At 72.4% G+C, this 18,892-nt stretch carries 17 protein-coding genes; 7 read left to right on the top strand and 10 right to left on the bottom strand.

The window, feature by feature from the left end:
- Positions 1 to 36: 36 nt before the first annotated feature.
- Positions 37 to 771, bottom strand: coding sequence for a GntR family transcriptional regulator (locus tag IEZ04_RS07230; protein ID WP_189216043.1), 735 nt, complete (start codon positions 769 to 771; stop codon positions 37 to 39).
- 188 nt (positions 772 to 959) lie between these two features.
- Here IEZ04_RS07230 and IEZ04_RS07225 point away from each other — a divergent pair, with 188 nt between their 5' ends.
- On the top strand, positions 960 to 1,970 hold the full coding sequence (locus tag IEZ04_RS07225; RefSeq protein WP_189215844.1) for a Gfo/Idh/MocA family protein: 1,011 nt from the start codon (positions 960 to 962) through the stop codon (positions 1,968 to 1,970).
- Positions 1,971 to 2,004: 34 nt separating this feature from the next.
- Here IEZ04_RS07225 and IEZ04_RS07220 read toward each other — a convergent pair whose 3' ends face one another.
- The 4 genes from IEZ04_RS07220 to allB form a co-directional block, all read right to left on the bottom strand.
- Positions 2,005 to 3,234: a cytochrome P450 family protein gene (locus tag IEZ04_RS07220; protein WP_229820875.1), complete on the bottom strand. Its 1,230-nt coding sequence runs from the start codon at positions 3,232 to 3,234 to the stop codon at positions 2,005 to 2,007.
- 235 nt (positions 3,235 to 3,469) lie between these two features.
- Positions 3,470 to 3,895: a ribonuclease domain-containing protein gene (locus IEZ04_RS07215; protein WP_189215843.1), complete on the bottom strand. Its 426-nt coding sequence runs from the start codon at positions 3,893 to 3,895 to the stop codon at positions 3,470 to 3,472.
- A 143-nt stretch (positions 3,896 to 4,038) separates the two neighbouring features.
- A complete protein-coding gene (alc, locus tag IEZ04_RS07210) occupies positions 4,039 to 5,226 on the bottom strand; it encodes an allantoicase (protein ID WP_189215842.1) in 1,188 nt (395 codons plus the stop codon).
- 59 nt (positions 5,227 to 5,285) lie between these two features.
- Positions 5,286 to 6,635 (bottom strand): allantoinase AllB, encoded by a 1,350-nt coding sequence (gene allB / locus IEZ04_RS07205; RefSeq protein ID WP_189215841.1) that lies wholly within the window; start codon positions 6,633 to 6,635, stop codon positions 5,286 to 5,288.
- Between the two features lie 270 nt (positions 6,636 to 6,905).
- Here allB and IEZ04_RS07200 point away from each other — a divergent pair, with 270 nt between their 5' ends.
- Positions 6,906 to 7,706, top strand: coding sequence for an IclR family transcriptional regulator (locus IEZ04_RS07200; protein ID WP_189215840.1), 801 nt, complete (start codon positions 6,906 to 6,908; stop codon positions 7,704 to 7,706).
- Here IEZ04_RS07200 and IEZ04_RS07195 read toward each other — a convergent pair.
- Positions 7,703 to 8,050 (bottom strand): DUF5955 family protein, encoded by a 348-nt coding sequence (locus IEZ04_RS07195; protein ID WP_189215839.1) that lies wholly within the window; start codon positions 8,048 to 8,050, stop codon positions 7,703 to 7,705. The genes IEZ04_RS07200 and IEZ04_RS07195 overlap by 4 nt on opposite strands.
- A gap of 257 nt (positions 8,051 to 8,307) precedes the next feature.
- Between IEZ04_RS07195 and IEZ04_RS07190 the strand changes: the two genes are divergently transcribed.
- Both IEZ04_RS07190 and aceB read left to right on the top strand, forming a co-directional pair.
- Entirely contained in the window at positions 8,308 to 8,919 is a 612-nt protein-coding gene (locus IEZ04_RS07190; protein ID WP_189215838.1) for a nucleotidyltransferase family protein, read from the top strand.
- Between the two features lie 138 nt (positions 8,920 to 9,057).
- A complete protein-coding gene (gene aceB / locus IEZ04_RS07185) occupies positions 9,058 to 10,683 on the top strand; it encodes a malate synthase A (protein ID WP_189215837.1) in 1,626 nt (541 codons plus the stop codon).
- Between the two features lie 6 nt (positions 10,684 to 10,689).
- Here aceB and IEZ04_RS07180 read toward each other — a convergent pair whose 3' ends face one another.
- Both IEZ04_RS07180 and IEZ04_RS07175 read right to left on the bottom strand, forming a co-directional pair.
- Positions 10,690 to 10,971, bottom strand: a complete 282-nt coding sequence (locus tag IEZ04_RS07180; protein ID WP_189215836.1) for an Rdx family protein — start codon at positions 10,969 to 10,971, stop codon at positions 10,690 to 10,692.
- Complete coding sequence (locus IEZ04_RS07175; RefSeq protein WP_189215835.1) at positions 10,968 to 11,882, bottom strand: HipA family kinase; 915 nt, start codon at positions 11,880 to 11,882, stop codon at positions 10,968 to 10,970. The genes IEZ04_RS07180 and IEZ04_RS07175 overlap by 4 nt, the downstream gene beginning before the upstream one ends.
- Positions 11,883 to 12,933: 1,051 nt before the next feature.
- On the opposite strand from IEZ04_RS07175, the gene IEZ04_RS07170 reads away from it, so the two are divergent.
- Both IEZ04_RS07170 and rfbB read left to right on the top strand, forming a co-directional pair.
- Entirely contained in the window at positions 12,934 to 14,001 is a 1,068-nt protein-coding gene (locus IEZ04_RS07170; protein WP_189215834.1) for a glucose-1-phosphate thymidylyltransferase, read from the top strand.
- Positions 13,998 to 14,972: a dTDP-glucose 4,6-dehydratase gene (gene rfbB, locus IEZ04_RS07165; RefSeq protein ID WP_189215833.1), complete on the top strand. Its 975-nt coding sequence runs from the start codon at positions 13,998 to 14,000 to the stop codon at positions 14,970 to 14,972. The genes IEZ04_RS07170 and rfbB overlap by 4 nt, the downstream gene beginning before the upstream one ends.
- Positions 14,973 to 14,987: 15 nt before the next feature.
- Here rfbB and IEZ04_RS07160 read toward each other — a convergent pair whose 3' ends face one another.
- Positions 14,988 to 15,587, bottom strand: a complete 600-nt coding sequence (locus IEZ04_RS07160) for a response regulator transcription factor (protein WP_189215832.1) — start codon at positions 15,585 to 15,587, stop codon at positions 14,988 to 14,990.
- 526 nt (positions 15,588 to 16,113) lie between these two features.
- Here IEZ04_RS07160 and IEZ04_RS07155 point away from each other — a divergent pair.
- Entirely contained in the window at positions 16,114 to 17,139 is a 1,026-nt protein-coding gene (locus tag IEZ04_RS07155; protein WP_189215831.1) for a helix-turn-helix transcriptional regulator, read from the top strand.
- Here IEZ04_RS07155 and rdmE read toward each other — a convergent pair.
- Positions 17,117 to 18,730 (bottom strand): aklavinone 12-hydroxylase RdmE, encoded by a 1,614-nt coding sequence (rdmE, locus tag IEZ04_RS07150; protein WP_229820874.1) that lies wholly within the window; start codon positions 18,728 to 18,730, stop codon positions 17,117 to 17,119. The two genes, IEZ04_RS07155 and rdmE, sit on opposite strands and share 23 nt — an antisense overlap.
- Between the last annotated feature and the right edge of the window lie 162 nt (positions 18,731 to 18,892).

The raw sequence follows: 18,892 nt of genomic DNA, 5'->3' as shown, positions 1-18,892 counted from the left end.
GCACCGCCGGCGGACCGCGAGCCGGGCACCCGAACGCTAGCGGACCAGGAGCTGGAACTCGAACGAGTAGCGCGAGGCGCGGTACACGTTGGTGGCGAACTCCACCGCGCGGCCCGTGTCGTCGAAAGTGGTGCGCTCCATGGTGAGCAGGGGCGCGCCCTCCGGTTCGTCGAGGCGCTCGGCCTCCGCGCGGGTGGCGGCGCGGGCGCCGACGGCCTGCCGCGCGCTGTGCAGGGTGATGCCTGCGGCACGCATCAGCCGGTACAGGCCGGTCTCCTCGAGCTGCCCGGACTCCAGGTCGAGCAGGCCGACGGGCAGCACGTTGCACAGGTACGCCATCGGCTCGCCGTGGGCCAGCCGCAGCCGCTCCACGCGCCGCACCTCGCCGCCCTCGCCGACGCCCAGCGCGGCGGCCACCTCGGCGGTGGCGGGCACCACGGTGTTGGCGAGCACCCGGGTCGCGGGGCGCTGTCCGGCCGCCTCCAGGTCGTCGTACAGACTGCTGAGCTCGAGCGGTCGTTTGACCTGGCTGTGCACGACCTGGGTGCCGACGCCGCGACGGCGGACCAGCAGGCCCTTGTCGACGAGGGACTGGATGGCCTGGCGGACGGTCGGCCGGGACAGGCCGAGCCGCCCGGCGAGTTCGATCTCGTTGCCCAGCAGGCTGCCCGGGGTCAGCGCGCCCCGCTCGATCGCGGCCTCCAGCTGCTGCGACAGCTGGAAGTACAGCGGGACCGGGCTGTTGCGGTCGACGCTGAGCTGGAGCGGCACGGTCGGGTCCACTTCTGGTTTCGGCACGGGCCGAGCGTAGCCCCGGTGCTGGTGGACGGGAAGTTGTGCGGTCAGGTCGTCACGTCGTCCGAACGTCTGAACAATACGACGAAAGAACAAAAGCACAAAAGCACAAAGCAGGGGCAGAGTGATTGACAGGGCGGCGGGCCCGCCTCCACTTTTGTCCCATGCGCATCGGACTCATAGGCGCGGGTCGCATCGGCACGTTCCACGCGGCCACGCTCAGCCGCCACCGGGACGTCGGCTCGCTCATCGTCACGGACGTCGACCGGGGGCGGGCCCAGGAGCTCGCGGACCGTCTGGGCGAGACGGCGGCGCCCGGGGTCGACGAGATCTTCACCTGGGGCGTGGACGCCGTGGTGATCACCGCGGCGACCGCGGCCCACGCCGAGCTGATCGGCCGGGCGGCGCGTTCGGGACTGCCGGTGTTCTGCGAGAAGCCCATCGCCCTGGACCTGCCGGGCACGCTGCACGCGCTGGCCGAGGTGGACGCGGCCGGGACCGAGCTCCAGATGGGCTTCCAGCGCCGTTTCGACCCGGGGTACGCCGCCGCGCGGGAGGCCGTGCGGTCGGGACGGCTCGGGCGGCTGCACAGCGTACGGGCGCTGACGGCGGACCAGGCGCCGCCGCCCGCCGGGTACCTGCCGCTGTCCGGTGGGATCTACCGGGACTGCCTGATCCACGACTTCGACGTCCTGCGGTGGGTGACCGGGCAGGAGGTCGCCGAGGTGTACGCGACCGGGTCGGACACCGGACCCGCGATGTTCCGCGAGGCGGAGGACTACGCGGCGGCCGCGGCGGTCCTCATCCTCGAGGACGGCACCCTCGCCACCGCGACCGCGGCACGGCAGAACGGCGCCGGGTACGACGTCCGCATGGAGCTCGCCGGCGAGCTCGACACGGTGGCGGTCGGCCTGGACGACCGCACGCCGATCGCGTCCACGGAGCCGGCCGGGCCCCCGCCCGCCGACAAGCCGTACACCGGTTTCCTGGACCGCTTCGGGCCCGCGTACGAGGCGGAGCTGACCGCGTTCGTGGAGGTGGTCCGCGGGGAGCGCGCCAACCCGTGCGACGGCCGTGACGCCCTGCAGGCCCTGCGCATCGCCGAGGCCTGTGAGCTCTCCCGCCAGGAACGGCGCCCGGTGAACGTCGGTGAGATCACCGGGGCGCCGCACTGACGGGAGCCGGTGCGGCCGGGCTGCCGCCCGGCGCCTACCACCGCACCGGCAGCCTCCGCAGCCCCCGCATCAGCATCCCCGGCAGCCAGTCGTCCGGCCGGCCGTCCAGCGCCAGGTCCGGGCAGCGCTCCAGCAGGGAGCGCAGGGCGACGCGGCCCTCCATGCGGGCCAGCGGGGCGCCCAGGCAGAAGTGGATGCCGTGGCCGAAGGCGAGGTGGCCCTGGGGTGCGCGGCGGATGTCGAAACGGTCCGGTTCCGGGAAGCGGCTGCCGTCGCGGTCGGCGGCCGTCAGCCCGATCATCACCCGCTCACCCGCCGCGACCGGCGTCCCGGCGAGGTCGAACGACTCGGCGGCGTAGCGGAACGTGGCGTTCTCCACGGGACCCTCGTACCGCAGGATCTCCTCCACCGCCCCGTCGAGCAGACTCATGTCCGCCCTCAGCGCGGCGAGCTGGCCGGGGTGGGTGAGCAGCGCGTGCACGCCGTTGGCGATGAGGTTCACCGTCGTCTCGTGGCCGGCGACGAGCAGCACGAACGCCATGCCGCGCAGTTCCGCCGCCGACAGCCGGTCGCCGTCCTCGTCCGTGGTCCGGATCAGATCGCCCAGCAGGTCGTCCGTGGACGCGGACGGGGCGGACCGTTTCTCCTCGATCAGCTCGTCCAGGTAGGCGGCGAGCCGGACGACCGTGTCGTACCCGTCGTCCTCCCGCGTCGGCGCCACCAGCTCCGTCGACAGCGCGCGGAACGCCTTCCGGTCCAGCTCCGGCACGCCCAGCAGCTCGCAGATGACGGTCATGGGCAGGGGGAACGCCAACGACTCCACGAGGTCGGCGCGGCCGCCGGGCAGCATGGCGTCGAGCAGCGCGTCGGTGATCTCCTGCACCCGCGGCCGCAGCCGCTCCACGCGCCGCCCGGTGAACTCCCGGGCGATCAGCCGGCGCAGCCGTGTGTGCTGCGGCGGATCGGTGATCAGCAGGTGCTTGCCGATCAGCCCGTCGGCGAGTGCGGCACCGGCCTGGAAGACGTCCTTGGACGCGTCCTTGGACAGCCGGTCGTCGGCGAGCGCCGCGCGTGCCGCCTCGTGTCCGACGACGAGCCACACCTCCACCTGGGCGAACGGCGGCGGCAACCGCACCCGGTGCACCGGACCGCGCTCGCGCAGCTCCGCGTAGACGGGATGCGGGTCCTCGGTGAACCGGCGTCCGTACTCCCCCAGGTCGACGATCCGTCCCGGCTGCTCGTTCCGCTCGTTCCGCGGCTCCAAGGGGCCTCCCCTCCGTCACGGGCGGCACGCGCTGTACGGCCCGCAGGACACGTCCACACCGTCCAACGCGCGGGCCGCCCCGTCGGTGCCCGTCCTGCCGTCCTGCCGTCCTGCCGTCCTGCTACGGGGTCCACGAGAAGCGTCGCGCTGCCCGTGCCTGTCCGTCGCCCTGTCCGCCGCAGCCGGGAGCCGCGGATCCGGCCGGCCGCGACGGGCCGGCCGGATCGGCGGCGGATCAGCAGCCGTGGTCGACCAGGTCGAACGACGCGTAGTGGTCCGCGGTGTAGTAGTCCTCCTGGTACGACTCGCCCGTGACGATGCGGCGGGCACCGCGCGTGGCGGAGCCGGGGGTCTCCACCGTGTACTCGTGGTAGTAACCGGTGGCCTCGCCGGGCAGGATGCCCTCGCGGTTCTGGAAGACGGTCCCGTCCTGGGGGTAGGGGAAGGGGCCGCCCGACGCGATGAGGTCGAGCGTGTCGTGGGCCTGCGACGGGAGGTCGCTGTAACAGACGCTGCCGACCGCGGCGGCGGACGTGTCGGCGGCGGTGGCCGGGCCGGCGGCGGTGGCCGGGCCGGCGGCGGTGACGGTGCCGCCGACCAGCAGGGCGGACAGGAGCGCGGCGGCCGCGCCGAGGCGGGTTGTGCGTGGGGGGAATCGCATGAGCCCATCGTGACCCGCGTAGACGATGGCATGTCAATGACAACGGCAGCGGCTCCTCGGGCTCGCCCCGATTGCTTTTCACGGAGTTCACCCGGGCCCGGCGGGTCGTCACAGGTTCTCGCCCGTTCACCACCGGCGCGTGCTCAGCCCTCCGAGCCCTCCGACTCCCGGTACCGCGCCTCGAGCCGGGCGGCCCCCTCCGGCGTCAGCGAACCGTGCAGGCGGAGCCGGGATATGCCCCCGTCGGGGTAGATGTCGATGCGCGCGTGGGTGCCGACGGCCGCCGCGCCGAGGACGAAGCGGTGGTTCGTGTCGGGCTGGAGGCGGGTGCGGGGCAGGATCTCCCGCCACTCACCGCCCGTACCGCCGGTGCTGTCCTCACCGGCTTCGCCGGTTTCGCCGGTCTCACCGGTCTCGCCGGTCTCGCCGTCCCTCAGCGACACCGCCGCCCAGCCCGCCGCGTTGCCCTTCAGACACGCCGTGTCGATCTCGATCGCCCGTATCTCGGACCGCGCGGCCAGCCGGTAGCGGATCCAGTCGTTGCCCTGGTCACGGCGGCGGCGCGTCTCCCAGCCGTCGTCCATCCTGCGGGAGCGGCCCGGCTGGACGGTGTGGACGGCGGGCGAGTAGAAGAGGTCGGAGGCGTCCTCGACCCGGCCGCCGTTCTCCAGGGCGACGACGTCGAACGTGCCCAGCGCGCCGAGCCAGGCGGGATCGGGCACGGCCTCGCCGTACACCCGCAGGCGCGCGATGCCCCCGTCGGGGTGCTGGTTGACGCGCAGGTGCGTGAAGCGCCGCGTCGGCGGGACGGCGAAGCCGTTGGCCGCGTGGCCGCCGACCGGGGTGCGCGGGACCAGGGTCGTCCACCGCACGCCGTCCGCGAGGAGGTCCTCCGGCGACGGCGAGCCCGGTACGGAGACCCCCTCGACGGACACCGCCCGCGGGTGGTTGCCGCGGAAGTGGGCCGTGTCGACGACGATGCCGTGGATCACTCCGGGGACGCCGAGGCGGACCAGCGCCCAGTCGTGGTCGTCGGCCGCCGGCCACGGATGGGCGGCCGAGACGCCGCGCCGCCGCCGGGTCTCCCACCCGTCCATGACCTTGCCCTTGTGCCCGAAGCGCTCCGGGTCGAACTCGGCGCGCCCGGGCAGCAGGAGGTTCTCGCGCTGGGCGAAGAACTCGTCGTTCGCCGCGACGACCGAGGCGCCGAGGCGGCGGTCGGCGAGATCGACGTGCCGGGCGAAGGGGAAGTCGGCGGTGCGGTAGTCCGCGTACGGGTCGCCGCCCCGGTAGGGGTTCGCGTCGCCGGTGAAGCTGGGTATCGCCGTCACGGAAGGTGCCTTTCGGGAGTCGGCGGCCACGGGCGCGGGTGGACCGGGAAGTCAAGGGGTCAAGGGGTTCTGGTGAGCAGCCGGCCCCTCGGCTCGGTGAACTCGCCGTCGACGGCGACGCGTTCGCCGCGCAGCCAGGTGGATCTGACGACGCCGTAGAGGGTCCGGCCCGCGTACGCGGTGACGCGGTTGCGGTGCTGGAGGGCGGCCGGGTCGACGGTGAACGTCTCGTCGGGGGCGAGGACGGCGAAGTCCGCGTCGCGGCCGGCCTCGATGGCGCCCTTCCGGTCGTCGAGGCCGACGAGTTCCGCCGTACGCGCCGCCATCCAGCGCACCACGTCCTCCAGACCGTGCCCCCGCGCGCGGGCCGCCGTCCATACCGCCGGCAGGCTGAGCTGGAGGCCGGAGATGCCGCCCCAGGCGGTCGCGAAGTCGTCGGTCTTCAGGTCGGCCGTGGACGGCGAGTGGTCGGTGACCACGCAGTCGATCGTGCCGTCGGCCAGTGCCCGCCACAGGAGGTCCTGGTTGGCGGCCTCGCGGATGGGCGGACAGCACTTGAACTCACTGGCGCCGTCCGGCACTTCCTCCGCGGTCAGCGTGAGGTAGTGCGGGCAGGTCTCGACGGTGAGCCGCACGCCCGCGCGCCGGGCCTCGGCGATCAGCGGCAGCGCGTCGGCCGACGACAGGTGCAGGACGTGCACGCGGGCGTCCAGCCGCCGGGCCTCGGCGACGAGGTGGGCGACGGCCGCGTCCTCGGCCCGGCGCGGGCGGGAGGCGAGGAAGTCGGCGTACCGGGGGCCGCCCCGCTGCGGGGCCGCGGCCAGGTGGTGCGGGTCCTCGGCGTGCACGATCAGCAGCCCGCCGAAGGAGGCGATCCGGGCCATGGAGCGGGCGAGCCGCTCCCGGTCCAGCTCGGGGAACTCCGCCACCCCGGACGGCGACAGGAACGCCTTGAAGCCGAAGACGCCCGCGTCGTGCAGCGGCCGCAGCTGATCGAGGTTGTCCGGCAGCGCGCCGCCCCAGAAGCCCACGTCGACATGGATCCTGTCCACGGCCGCCGCCTGCTTGATCCGCAGGTGTTCGACCGTCGTGGTCGGCGGCAGGGAGTTGAGGGGCATGTCGACCAGGGTGGTGACACCGCCGGCCGCCGCGGCGCGCGTCGCGGTCCAGAAGCCCTCCCACTCGGTGCGGCCCGGATCGTTGACGTGCACGTGCGTGTCGACGAGGCCGGGCAGCAGGACGTCGTCGCCCAGATCCTCCAGCCGGGCTCCCGCGGGCACGCCGGCGTCGTACGGCAGCACGGCGGCGATCCGGCCCGCGGCGACCGCGACCGACGCGGCGCGCATGCCTCCGGGAGTGATGACCCGCGTCGAACGCAACACCAGTTCGACCGCTGTGACGTCGCGCATCCGGCCCCCTCTGCCCTCCGGCCACCCCTCCGGCCACCCCTCCGCCACCCTTCAACGGACTGTTGAAGCGGCGGCGCAAGGAGTCTTCACTCGCCCCACCCGCCCGTCAAGAGCACCTACGCCCGCCGCGCACCCCCTTCGCCCCCTCTGCACGCTTTCACGCAGCGGAATTAACATTCCGGAAAGCAGAACGTAGCTTTCGCCCCGGCGGGGCGTCGACCGGCCCACGGGTACTCTGCTGCCCTGCCCGTCAGCCGAAAGGAACGCGCCGTGCCGACGTCCAGCTCCAGCGCCACCGGCAAGCCGTCCGCCGCCGGCGGTGGCGGGGTCCAGTCCCTGGAGCGCGCCTTCGATCTGCTGGAGCGTATGGCGGACGCGGGCGGCGAGGTCGGTCTGAGCGAGCTGTCGGCCGGCAGCGGGCTGCCGCTGCCCACCATCCACCGGCTGATGCGCACCCTTGTGACCTGCGGTTACGTACGCCAGCAGCCCAACCGGCGGTATGCCCTCGGCCCCCGCCTCATCCGCCTCGGCGAGTCCGCGTCCCGGCTGCTGGGCACCTGGGCCCGCCCCCATCTCGCCCGGCTGGTCGAGGAGACCGGCGAGACGGCGAACATGGCGCTGCTCGACGGCGACGAGATCGTGTACGTGGCGCAGGCGCCGTCCAAGCACTCGATGCGGATGTTCACCGAGGTGGGCCGACGGGTGCTGCCCCACTCGACCGGTGTGGGCAAGGCCCTGCTCGCGGGGCTCCCGCCACAGGAGGTGCGCGCGCTGCTCGGCCGCACCGGCATGCCCGCCGCCACCGAGAAGACGATCACGACGCCCGACGCCTTCCTGGCCGCCCTGGAGGACGTGCGCCGGCTCGGGTACGCCGTCGACGACAACGAGCAGGAGATCGGGGTGCGGTGCCTCGCCGTCCCGGTGCCCGGCTCCCCCACCGCGGCGGCGATCTCCATCTCCGGCCCGGCGGGCCGGGTGACGGACGCGGCGACGGAGCGGATCGTGCCGGTGCTCCGGCAGGTCGCGGCGGAGCTCTCCGAGACGCTGGCGAGTTCGGGCACCGGCGCCTAGGATCTGCCGTCCCGCCCGGCGCCGGTGCGCCCGGACCGCGGCGCCTCCCCGAACAGCTCCACCGCTCTGCGCACATCGGCGAGGCTTGTCGTCAGGGCGCTGACCGAGCCGATGGCACCGGCCACCAGCAACAGGGAGCGGTGCAGCCGGGACACTTCGGGAACGCCGCCCACGGCCATCGCGGCGAGCGCCGCGAGTTCGTCCTCGGCGATGGAGCGGTCGGGGAACTCCGGCGGCAGCACCGCCAGTTCACGGCGCAGTCGCGACACGGCCGACCGCAGTCCGGCCACCCTCGGATCCTCACCGCTGCCGGTCACCGGCTTCTGTCCCAGACTCCGCAACACAGCTCTCCCCCCTCGCACCCACTCGTGCGCGCGACGTGTCCGTACGGAGCCCGGCGGCCTCCCGCGGCTTCGGTCCGGGCTCTCAGGGATGCGCGCCAGTTAACGCCACCAATGCCTCGCGCGCCACCATGCGGGCCGAAATCCAGCCCCCGCGCGCCCCCGCGAGCCCCCGGGAGCCCCGAAGTCCCGCGCGCCCCGCCGGAGGTGCCACGGCACGTAGGTGTCCGGGTCGGATACGCGTCGGGTATGCAGGGGGCATGACGGAGACCAAGGACGACCGGATCGCCGGACTGCTGCTGGCCGCGGGGGGTGGGCGGCGCCTCGGGGGCCGCCCCAAGGCCCTGCTGACCCACCGGGGACGCCCGCTCGTCGAGCACGCGGTCGCGGCGCTGCGCGAGGGCGGCTGCTCCCGGGTCCACGTGGTGCTCGGCGCGGCGGCGGACACCGTGCGCGCCCGTGCGGAACTGGCGGAACTCCCCGGCTGCGTACTCGTGGAGAACCCGGACTGGGCGGAGGGCATGGGGTCCTCCCTGCGGGCCGGCCTCGCGTCGCTGGCGGGTACGGACGCCCGGGCGGCGCTCGTGTCGCTGGTGGACCAGCCGGGGATCGGCGCGGCGGCGGTGGCGCGGGTCCGGTCCGCGTACACCTCGCCCGGATCGCTCGCGGCGGCCGCGTACGACGGCCGGCGCGGCCACCCCGTGCTCTTCGGCCGGGCCCACTGGGCGGGTGTCGGCGCGGCGGCGACCGGGGACCAGGGGGCGCGGAACTACCTGGCGGCCCGCGCGGACGACGTGGCCCTGGTCGAGTGCGGGGACGTGGCCCGGCCGTACGACATCGACACGGAGGCCGATCTGGTCCGGCTCGAGTGAACGCCCGCCGAACGGGCAACAAAATGGCTCGATCCGGAGAATCTCGACATCAACAATTCATTGAGCTTCCACCATGAGAAAACTACTATCCACTCAGCAGAAGCAGCCGCCCCGGCCCGCCGAAGGAAGTGACAGCTCATGTCCGCACCAGCGCCGTCCTCGTTGGCCGTCGTCGACGCCGGGCCCCTCCCCCGGCAGGAGGAGGTCCTGACCGACGCGGCCCTCGCCTTCGTGGCCGAGCTGCACCGGCGGTTCACGCCCCGGCGCGACGAACTGCTCGCCCGCCGCGCGGAGCGCCGCGCCGAGATCGCCCGCACCGCCACGCTCGACTTCCTCCCGGAGACCGCGGCGATCCGCGCGGACGACTCCTGGCGGGTGGCCCCGGCGCCCGCGGCCCTGAACGACCGCCGGGTGGAGATCACCGGCCCCACCGACCGCAAGATGACGGTCAACGCGCTCAACTCGGGCGCCCGGGTGTGGCTCGCCGACTTCGAGGACGCCTCCGCGCCCACCTGGGAGAACGTGGTCCTCGGCCAGCTCAACCTGATCGACGCGTACACCCGGAACATCGACTTCACCGACGAGCGCACCGGCAAGTCGTACGCCCTGCGGCCCGACGAGGAGCTCGCTACGGTCGTCACCCGCCCCCGCGGCTGGCACCTCGACGAGCGCCACCTCGTCGACGAGGGCGGCCGTGCCGTCCCCGGCGCCCTCGTCGACTTCGGCCTGTACTTCTTCCACAACGCCCGGCGCCTGCTCGACGCGGGCAAGGGCCCGTACTTCTATCTCCCGAAGACCGAGTCGCACCTGGAGGCCCGCCTCTGGAACGACGTGTTCGTCTTCGCGCAGGACCACCTCGGCATCCCGCGGGGCACCGTCCGCGCCACCGTCCTCATCGAGACGATCACGGCCGCGTACGAGATGGAGGAGATCCTCTACGAGCTCCGCGACCACGCCTCCGGCCTCAACGCGGGCCGCTGGGACTACCTCTTCTCCCTCGTGAAGAACTTCCGTGACGCCGGACCGAAGTTCGTCCTCCCGGACCGCAACGCGGTGACGATGACGGCCCCGTTCATGCGCGCGTACACCGAACTCCTCGTCCGCACCTGCCACAGGCGCGGCGCGCACGCGATCGGCGGCATGGCGGCCTTCATCCCGTCCCGGCGCGACCCCGAGGTCAACGAGGCGGCCTTCGAGAAGGTCCGCGCCGACAAGGACCGCGAGGCGAACGACGGCTTCGACGGCTCCTGGGTCGCCCACCCCGACCTCGTCCCCGTGGCCATGGAGTCCTTCGACAAGGTGCTCGGCGACCGCCCGCACCAGAAGGACCGCCTGCGCGAGGACGTCCACGTCGAGGCCGCCGACCTGATCGCGGTCGACTCCCTCGACGCGCGGCCCACGTACGCGGGCCTCGTCAACGCCGTCCAGGTCGGCATCCGCTACATCGAGGCCTGGCTGCGCGGCTCCGGCGCGGTCGCCATCTTCAACCTGATGGAGGACGCGGCGACCGCCGAGATATCCCGCTCCCAGATCTGGCAGTGGACCAACGCGGGCGTGGTCCTCGACAACGGCGAGCGTGTCACCGCCGACCTGGTCCGCAGGATCGCCGCCGCGGAGCTGGCGGACATCCGTGCCGGGATCGGCGACGAGGCGTTCACGTCCGGCACCTGGCAGCAGGCCCACGACCTGCTGCTGCGGGTCTCGCTCGACGAGGACTACGCGGACTTCCTGACGCTGCCCGCGTACGAGCGGCTCAAGGGCTGACGCCCCCTACGCCCACTTGTCCGAGTGGCCCAGGGGCTTCCCCGGGGCCACTCGGTCGCGTACGAGGCGCTTGACCGCCGTCGGCTCCGGGAAGCCCTGTTCGCGGCGGTCCCACACCACCTCGTCGTTCACGCGCACGACGAAGACGCCACCGGTGCCGGGCCTCAGCGACAGCTCCGTCAGTTCGGCCTCGAAGGTCGTGAGCAGCTCCTGCGCCAGCCAGGCCGCGCGGGGCAGCCAGCGGCACCGGGTGCAGTACTCGATCTCCACGCGCTGCGGGTCCGTCATCCCAGGTGCACCGACCAATCCTGTTCCGCGCCCGGCTTGCCGTGCAGGTCGGGGACCTGCTTGAGCCAGGCCGGGCGGCCTCGTCGCGTCTTCGCCGCGCGGCGGGCGTTCTCGGCGGCGAGTTCCTCGCGGCTGGGGAAGTCCCGGGGCAGCCAGACCTCGGACGCCCGGACGCGGGCCAGCAGGTAGTCCACGTAGGCGGTGCGCACCTCGTCGGGCGAGGCGAAGCCCGGCTCCCCGGCCAGCCAGGCGTCCGGCACCCGGGCCGTCACGTCACGCAGCAGCTCCTCGGTCACGCGGGGCCCGAGTTCGGCGTCGGCGGCCCGGGTGTCGGGGGCGCCGTGGCCGAGGGCGTGGTGGCGGAAGTCGTACGCCTTCTCCGGCGCCGAGGTGTCCCAGCGGTGGTGGAAGACGAGGGCGGCGCCGTGGTCGATGGGCCACAGCCGCGGGGGCGCCGTGCCGAACGTGGGCCACACCATCAGGTTCGAGCTGTGCACCGTGCGGTCGACGTTCGCGGTGAGCGCGTCCAGCCAGATGATCCGGCCCGCCTCCACGGGGTCGACGGGGAAGTCCGCGGCGACCTCCGGGGTGAAGTCCACGGCGCCCGGCAGGAAGTCCATGCCCAGGTTGAGGCCGGGGCTGGCGTCGAGCAGGTCCCGTACCTCCTGGTGGGGTTCGTCGGCACCGATCACCGGGTCGAAGTGGACGAGGACCAGCTCGGGCACCCGGAGCCCGAGGGCACGGCCCAGCTCGCCGACGATCACCTCGGCGACCAGCGCCTTGCGGCCCTGCGCGGAGCCGGTGAACTTCACGACGTAGGTCCCGAGGTCGTCGGCCTCGACCACGCCGGGGACGGAGCCGCCGGAGTGCAGGGGTGTGAGGTAGCGGGTCGCAGTGACCTCTCTCAGCATTTCCTCAGGCCACCCCACTTCGTCGCCCCTCATCGCCCTCGCACTCCACGGTCGCCCCGAGAAGGCGCCCGACAGCGGGATGCGCCCGTCATCGGCCCCGGGGAGGCATAGTAACCGAGGGTGATCGTCGGGCGAGGCGAGAGAAGCCCGAGTGCCGCCGCACCGTTCAGCGCGCGGCGGGGCGATGTCCGCCCCGGGCGACGCGGGCTGCATGCACCGCAGGGGCGGGACACGAGGACATCGTGCGGGCGGTCCCGGTGGCGTCGGCGGACGGCGTCGTGGCGGTCGACGGGCAGCGTGTCGTCCACTGCTGCAACCCGGCCGCGACGGAGCTGTTCGGCCGCCCGGCCGACGGCCCGACCGGCAGCGGCCTCGCCCTCCCCGCTCACCGTCGGCCGGACCGTCATCGAACCGTGCTGCCCGGGGGGCGACAGCCGCGTCGTGGACGTGCGGGTCACCACGACGGTGTTCGAGGGCGAGCGGCTGCACGTCATCGCGCTGCGGGACGTCACCCGGCGGCGGCGGACGGAACGCGAACCGGGGAAGCGCTGGAGCGGCGCGACGTCGTCGCCGTCGCGGCCCGCCGACTGCACAACCCGCCGGCCACCATCGGTCTCCTGTGCGCCGTTCCGCGGCGGCCGACGCGGAACGGCGCGCCGAGGTCCTCGCCCGGATCGCCGAGGGCGTCACCCGCTTCCAAGGGACTCGTCCGCCGGGCGCGGACTGCGGGCGTACGTCCACCGGGTCGCCCTCTCGGAGATGCTCACGAACCACCTGGGAGTGGCCCCGCCTTCCTCTCGCACCTGTTCGAACGGTCCGGCCGGGACTGTGGAGCGTCCGCGACCTGGCCGACACCGACGGAGGCGACGCGAGGGTACGGGCCGCAGCCGGACGGCGCCTGTTTCCGTCTGCGGCTGCCGGAGGCGGGGGGTGACCGAGTGGGCGTCCCGGCGGGAGCGGTGCACCGTCCGGGACACCCCGTTCCGAAGGAGGCGAGTGCACGATCCGTACACCAGTTGGGCTTGAGGTGCGCCGCCTAGGCTCCGGCGGCATGAAGGCTCTCGTCCTGTCCGGGGGGTCGGGCACGCGCCTGCGACCCTTCACCCACACGTCTCCCAAACAACTGGTTCCGGTGGCCAACAAGCCGGTCCTCTACTACGTCCTCGAGGACATCGCGCAGGCCGGCATCACCGAGGTCGGCATCGTCGTGGGAGAGACGGCCAAGGAGATCCGCAAGGCCGTCGGCAACGGCGACGGGTTCGGCCTTCGTGTGACCTACCTTCCGCAGGAGGCGCCCCTGGGTCTGGCACACGCCGTCCTCATCGCCCGCGACTATCTCGGCGACGAGGACTTCGTCATGTACCTCGGCGACAACTTCGTGGTCGGCGGCATCGCGGATCTGGTCGACACGTTCCGTGTGGAACGCCCCGACGCCCAGATCCTGCTCACCCGCGTCTCCGACCCCTCCAGCTTCGGTGTGGCGGAGATCGGCCCGGACGGCCGGGTCGTCGCACTGGAGGAGAAGCCGAGACATCCCCGCAGTGATCTGGCGGTGGTCGGGATCTACTTCTTCACGCCGGTCGTGCACGAGGCGGTCGGCGCCGTGACACCGTCGTGGCGGGGCGAGCTGGAGATCACGGACGCCCTGCAGTGGCTCCTCGACGGATCGTACGACGTGCGCTCGACCACCATCTCCGGCTACTGGAAGGACACCGGGAACGTCGCCGACATGCTGGAGGTGAACCGCTCCGTGCTCGACGGGATCGAGCCCGGTACGGAGGGCCGGGTCGACGCGGCGAGCGAAGTGGTGGGGCGGGTACGGATCGAAGCGGGGGCACAGATCCGGGCGTCGCGGATCGTGGGCCCCGCTGTCATCGGCCCCGGGACGGTGGTGACCGAGTCCTACGTCGGGCCCTACACCTCCATCGCGGAGAACTGCTGGATCGAGGGCAGCGAGATCGAGTTCTCCATCATGCTGGGCGACTCCCGGCTCACGGGCACCCGCCGGGTCCAACGCTCCCTCATCGGACGGAACGTGACGGTCACGCCGGCTCCCCGCGTACCGGCAGGCGCCCGGCTCATCCTCGGTGACGACAGCAGGGTGGAGATCTCCTCATGACCACGAGAATCCTGGTGACCGGCGGTGCCGGTTTCATCGGCTCGCACTACGTCCGCAACGTCCTCGGGTCCCACGACGGCAGCCCGGTCCGGATCACGGTGCTGGACAAGCTCACTTATGCGGGGAACGAGGCCAATCTGGAGTCCGTGCGCGGGGACGCCCGGTTCGCCTTCGTCCACGGCGACATCTGCGACGCCCCGCTCGTCGATCGGCTGGTCGCCGCCCACGACCAGATCGTCCACTTCGCTGCCGAGTCGCACGTCGACCGTTCGGTGCTGGGAGCGAGGGCGTTCGTACGCACGAACGTGTTGGGTACACAGATCCTGCTGGAGGCGGCTCTGCGTCACAGCCTGGGCACCTTCGTGCACATCTCGACGGACGAGGTGTACGGCTCCGTCGACGTCGGCACCAGCACCGAGACCGATCCACTGCGCCCCAGCTCCCCGTACGCGGCCACCAAGGCGTCGAGCGACGTGCTGGCGCTGTCGTACCACCACACGCACGGACTGGACGTCCGGATCACCCGTTGCTCGAACAACTACGGCACACACCAGCACCCGGAGAAGGTCATTCCACGTTTTGTGACGACTCTGCTGCGCGGCGGCCGGGTGCCGCTCTACGGCGACGGTGGCAACCTGCGGAACTGGCTGCACGTCGACGACCACTGCGATGCCGTGGAACTCGTCAGGACGGAGGGCTCACCGGGGGAGATCTACAACATAGGCGGCGGCACGGAGCTGTCCAACAAGGAGCTGACCTCCCTGCTGCTCGACGCGGTGGGCGCGGACTGGGACTCCGTGGACTTCGTCGCCGACCGCAAGGGGCACGACCGGCGGTACGCCGTCGACCACGGGAAGATCTCCCGACTGCTCGGCTACCGGCCCCGTCGGGACTTCCGGAGCTCGCTCGCCGAGACCGTCGCCTGGTACCGCGACAACCGCACCTGGTGGGAGCCTCTGACCGCCGCCTGAGCCGAGCAGCGGGGGTCAGATCCAGCCCGACGAGCTGGCGATCCGCACCGCGTCGAGCCGATTGCGCGCATTCATCTTCCCGACGGTCGTCGCCAGGTAATTGCGGACCGTTCCGGGCGAGAGCGACAGCTTGACGGCGATCTCCTTGACGTCGTCGCCCGCGGCGGCGAGCTGGAGTATCTCCATCTCCCGCTCCGTGAGCGGGCAGCCGGTGTTGCCCCACGCGGCGAGCGTCAGTTCGGTGTCGAACACGCGACGGCCCTCGTGGACGCTTCTTATGGCGTTGCCCAGCTGGGTCGGGTGGGAGTTCTTCAGCACCAGGCCGCCCAGACCGGATGCGAGCGACTGGCGCACGGTGGCCAGCCGGGCGAAACGCGCGGTGAGCAACGTGCGGCACTCCGGTAGGTGCTCCTGGATCGTCGTGGCGGCGAGGAGACTCTCCCGCTCGTGCATGTCGACGTCGATGACCGCAACGTCGGGACTGTACTCCAGCACCGTTCGGATCAACTCGCTGCCGGCACCGACACCGGTGGAGGCGACGACTTTGATGTCCGGTTCGCGTTCCATCAGGAGAACGAGTCCGGCGCGGACCAGCTCCAGTCCGTCAGCAATCATGACTCGAATCGTCATGCACTCCCCCAAGCATGGTTGTCGATGGGACTCCACCAGATCGCGACGCGATACCGGCCGGCGTGGTCCTACCGTCCTGGGCGGCCGAATTCCGGGCAGCGGTCGGAGTCGCGCTGACGCAGCGCTCAGCCCTCGGTGGGCCGGCTCCGACACGGACTGCGGTGGAACGGCTCCGACTCGGCCTGCGGTGGAACGGATGCGACCTGGCCGGGCCGGCTCACACGCTAGGTCGCGGCTTCTCGCAGCGGGGAGTTGCCGCTGATGCCAGGGTGGACATGTCCGGGAACGAACCGGCTGGTATGAGCCGCCGTCGGACCTGCGGCTGATTGCTGCTCATCGACTCCCCCGTCTGCTCTCGGCATGAACTGGCGTGGTCTCCGCCCGCCGAGCGTCTGCATGCAACTATAAGAGGCGATTCCGGTAGTGGCTATGGGAGTACCTGGGTCACTGGAAACGCAGGAGGACGGCATCGCGGCCGCGGAGTGACCGCGATTCGTGCCACTCTGAGGGCATGACCGAGACGCCGTCCCGCATGCTCCGTCTGCTGTCCCTCCTGCAGAACAGCCGCGACTGGCCGGGGCGCACACTGGCGGAACGGCTCGGTGTCAGCCCCCGTACCCTGCGCAGGGACGTCGAGCGGTTACGGGACCTCGGGTATCCGGTTCGGGCCATTCCGGGCGTGGGGGGAGGCTACCGGCTGGAAGCGGGTGCCCACTTGCCCCCCTTGCTGCTCGACGACGACGAGGCGGTCGCCATCGCGGTGGGGCTGCGAACGGCTGCGGGCGGAAGCGTGACGGACATCGAGGACACGTCGATCCGCGCACTGGCCAAGCTGGAGCAGGTGCTCCCCAAGCGGCTGCGCAGCCGGGTCAACGCCCTGCAGATGTACACGGTGCCCATGTTCGGAGCGGGCCCCACCGTCAACCCCGGATATCTCGCCGCGGTCGCCCAGGCCTGCCGCGACCAGCAACGGCTCAGGTTCGGCTACCGCAAGCGCGACGGGGAGACGAGCAGCCGCCTGGTGGAGCCGTACCGTCTGGTCCATGTGAATCGCAAGTGGTACGTGCTGTCGTGGGACATGGGGCGGCAGGACTGGCGCACCTTCCGCGTGGACCGCATGGAGGAGCCGTCGCTGACGGGCGTGTGCTTCCGGCAGCGCGAGTTGCCGGCCGAGGATGCGGCGGCCTACGTGGCGCAGTCCATCACCTCCTCCCTCGCCAACTACCGGGCGCTCGTCACCTTCCACGCACCCGTCGAGGTCGTGGCGGAGCGCGTCCGCCCGCGCGACGGCATTCTCACGGCGGTGGACGACCGGACGTGCCGGCTGCGTTCGGCCGCCGACTCGCTGGAGTGGCTCGCGCTCACCATCGGTATGTTCGGCATCGAGTTCGAGGTGCACGAGCCCCCGGAACTGATCGACTACATAGCGGAGTTGTCGAACCGGCTCAAGCGGGCCGTGACACCGCGGGAGCCCGGCCCCGCCGAGGCCGGGCAGGCCGCGCGTGACACCTCCGTCAGCGGGCCAGCAGGCGGGTGAGAACCTCGTCCAGCCGGTCCTGGGCGTCCGGGCCGGGCGCCGCCGCCGTGCGCCAGGCGACCACGCCGTCCGGACGCACCAGGCTGGCGCCTGCCCGACCGATTCCGTACGCCGGCGCCAGGGCACCCGGGCCGTCGCCGACGTCACGGCCGGCGAGATGGGCGTCGAGGCGGACACCGAGGTCCTCCGCGGCCCGGACGGCGGCTTGCACCCAGGCCCCGCCGCGCGGAGCCGCCAGCAGCACCCAGCGGTCGCCGAAGAGGTCGTGGGTGGACCGCCGCCTCCCGCCCCGCTCGATCCAGACATGGGGTGCGCGGAAGCCGGGGCGGCCGGACGGACGCCGCGGGTCCTCGCAGAGTGCGACGTCGCCGTCGTCCTCGACGGCGACCGCACCGGAGCGGTAACGGAAACCCAGCACGACCTCCGCCGTGCCGCGTTCCTCGGGAACACTGCCGAGCAGGTGGGGGGCCATGCGCTGGGCGTAGATCGCGAGCGACTCGTCGACCACGAGGCGGGCCACCTGCGACCGCTCCGCCCCGTAGCTGTCGAGGAGTTCCTCGCCCGCCTCACCCCGCAGCACGGCGGCCAGCTTCCAGGCCACGTCGAACCCGTCGCCGATGGCGGTGTTGCCGCCCATACCACCCGTGGGCGGGGTGACCTTGGCTGCGTCGCCGGCCAGCAGCACCGGGCCGTCACGCCACCGGTCGGCGATGTACGCCGCCATCTCCCACGCCTGGACGTCGAGGATGTCCGGCACGAGGTCGGGCGCGTCGACGGCCAGCCGGATCAGCTCGGTGCAGCGCTGCGGTGTGTAGTCCTGCGCGCTCTCGCCGCGTCCGGGGTCGTAACGGACGTAAAAGGTGTGCCGGTTCGGCCGGTCGGTGGGGCCGAACGTGCCGGTGAAGCGCGGATGCTGCAGGTAGTACCAGCCGGTGGAGCCGGGCGGTACGACGGCCGTGAGGTCGGCCTCGAAGATGACGCCCATGAAGTGGGCGAGTGTCCCGTGACCCCGCCTGGTGATGCCGAGGCTTTCACGGACCGGACTTCGGGGCCCGTCGGCGGCGACCATGTACCGGGCTTCCACGACGCTCTCCGCGCCCGTGCCGAGATCCCGCAGACGGGCGGTGACCGCGTCGCCGTCCCGGCGGAACGACGTCAGTTCGGTGGAGAACCGGACGTCCGCGCCCAGCTTGACCGCGTGGGTCAGCAGGACGGGCTCCACGCGGTCCTGGGGGGCGAGCGCCCAGGGCATGGGTGTGCACTGCTCCGTGGCACCCACGAGTTCCTCGAAGCTCTCCGCGAAGCTGTGCAGCACGCGCCCGCCCACCCGCTCCACGACCTTGACGGTGAAGTCGCCCTGCGCGCCGCGGATGTCGTCAGCGGCCAGGATGTCGTCGGCCACGCCGCCGTAGCGGAACAGTTCCATGGTGCGCGGGTTCTGGCCGGCCGCCTTGGGCAGCAGCGAGGTGGTGGCGTGCCGCTCCACCAGCAGGACGCGTACACCCCGACGAGCGAGGAACAGGGCGGTGGACAGCCCTCCGAGAGAGCCGCCCACCACAAGTACGTCGACTTCCGTTTTCGTCAGGACCACCTCATACCTCCCGGGTTCGCGGCCGCGCCGGCCGTATGCGCAAGGGTCGGGGGCGCCACTCGAGGCGGTCACGAGGCCCGGTGGAACGTGCCGTGGAGATTGGTCCGGCGGGCGGGACAATCGCGGCCATGAAGTGTCCTCAATGGGGGCTACGGTACTCAA

It is taken from the genome of Streptomyces ruber (assembly GCF_014648075.1).
Lineage (GTDB): Bacteria > Actinomycetota > Actinomycetes > Streptomycetales > Streptomycetaceae > Streptomyces > Streptomyces ruber.
This window is presented reverse-complemented; position numbering and strand designations above follow the sequence as displayed.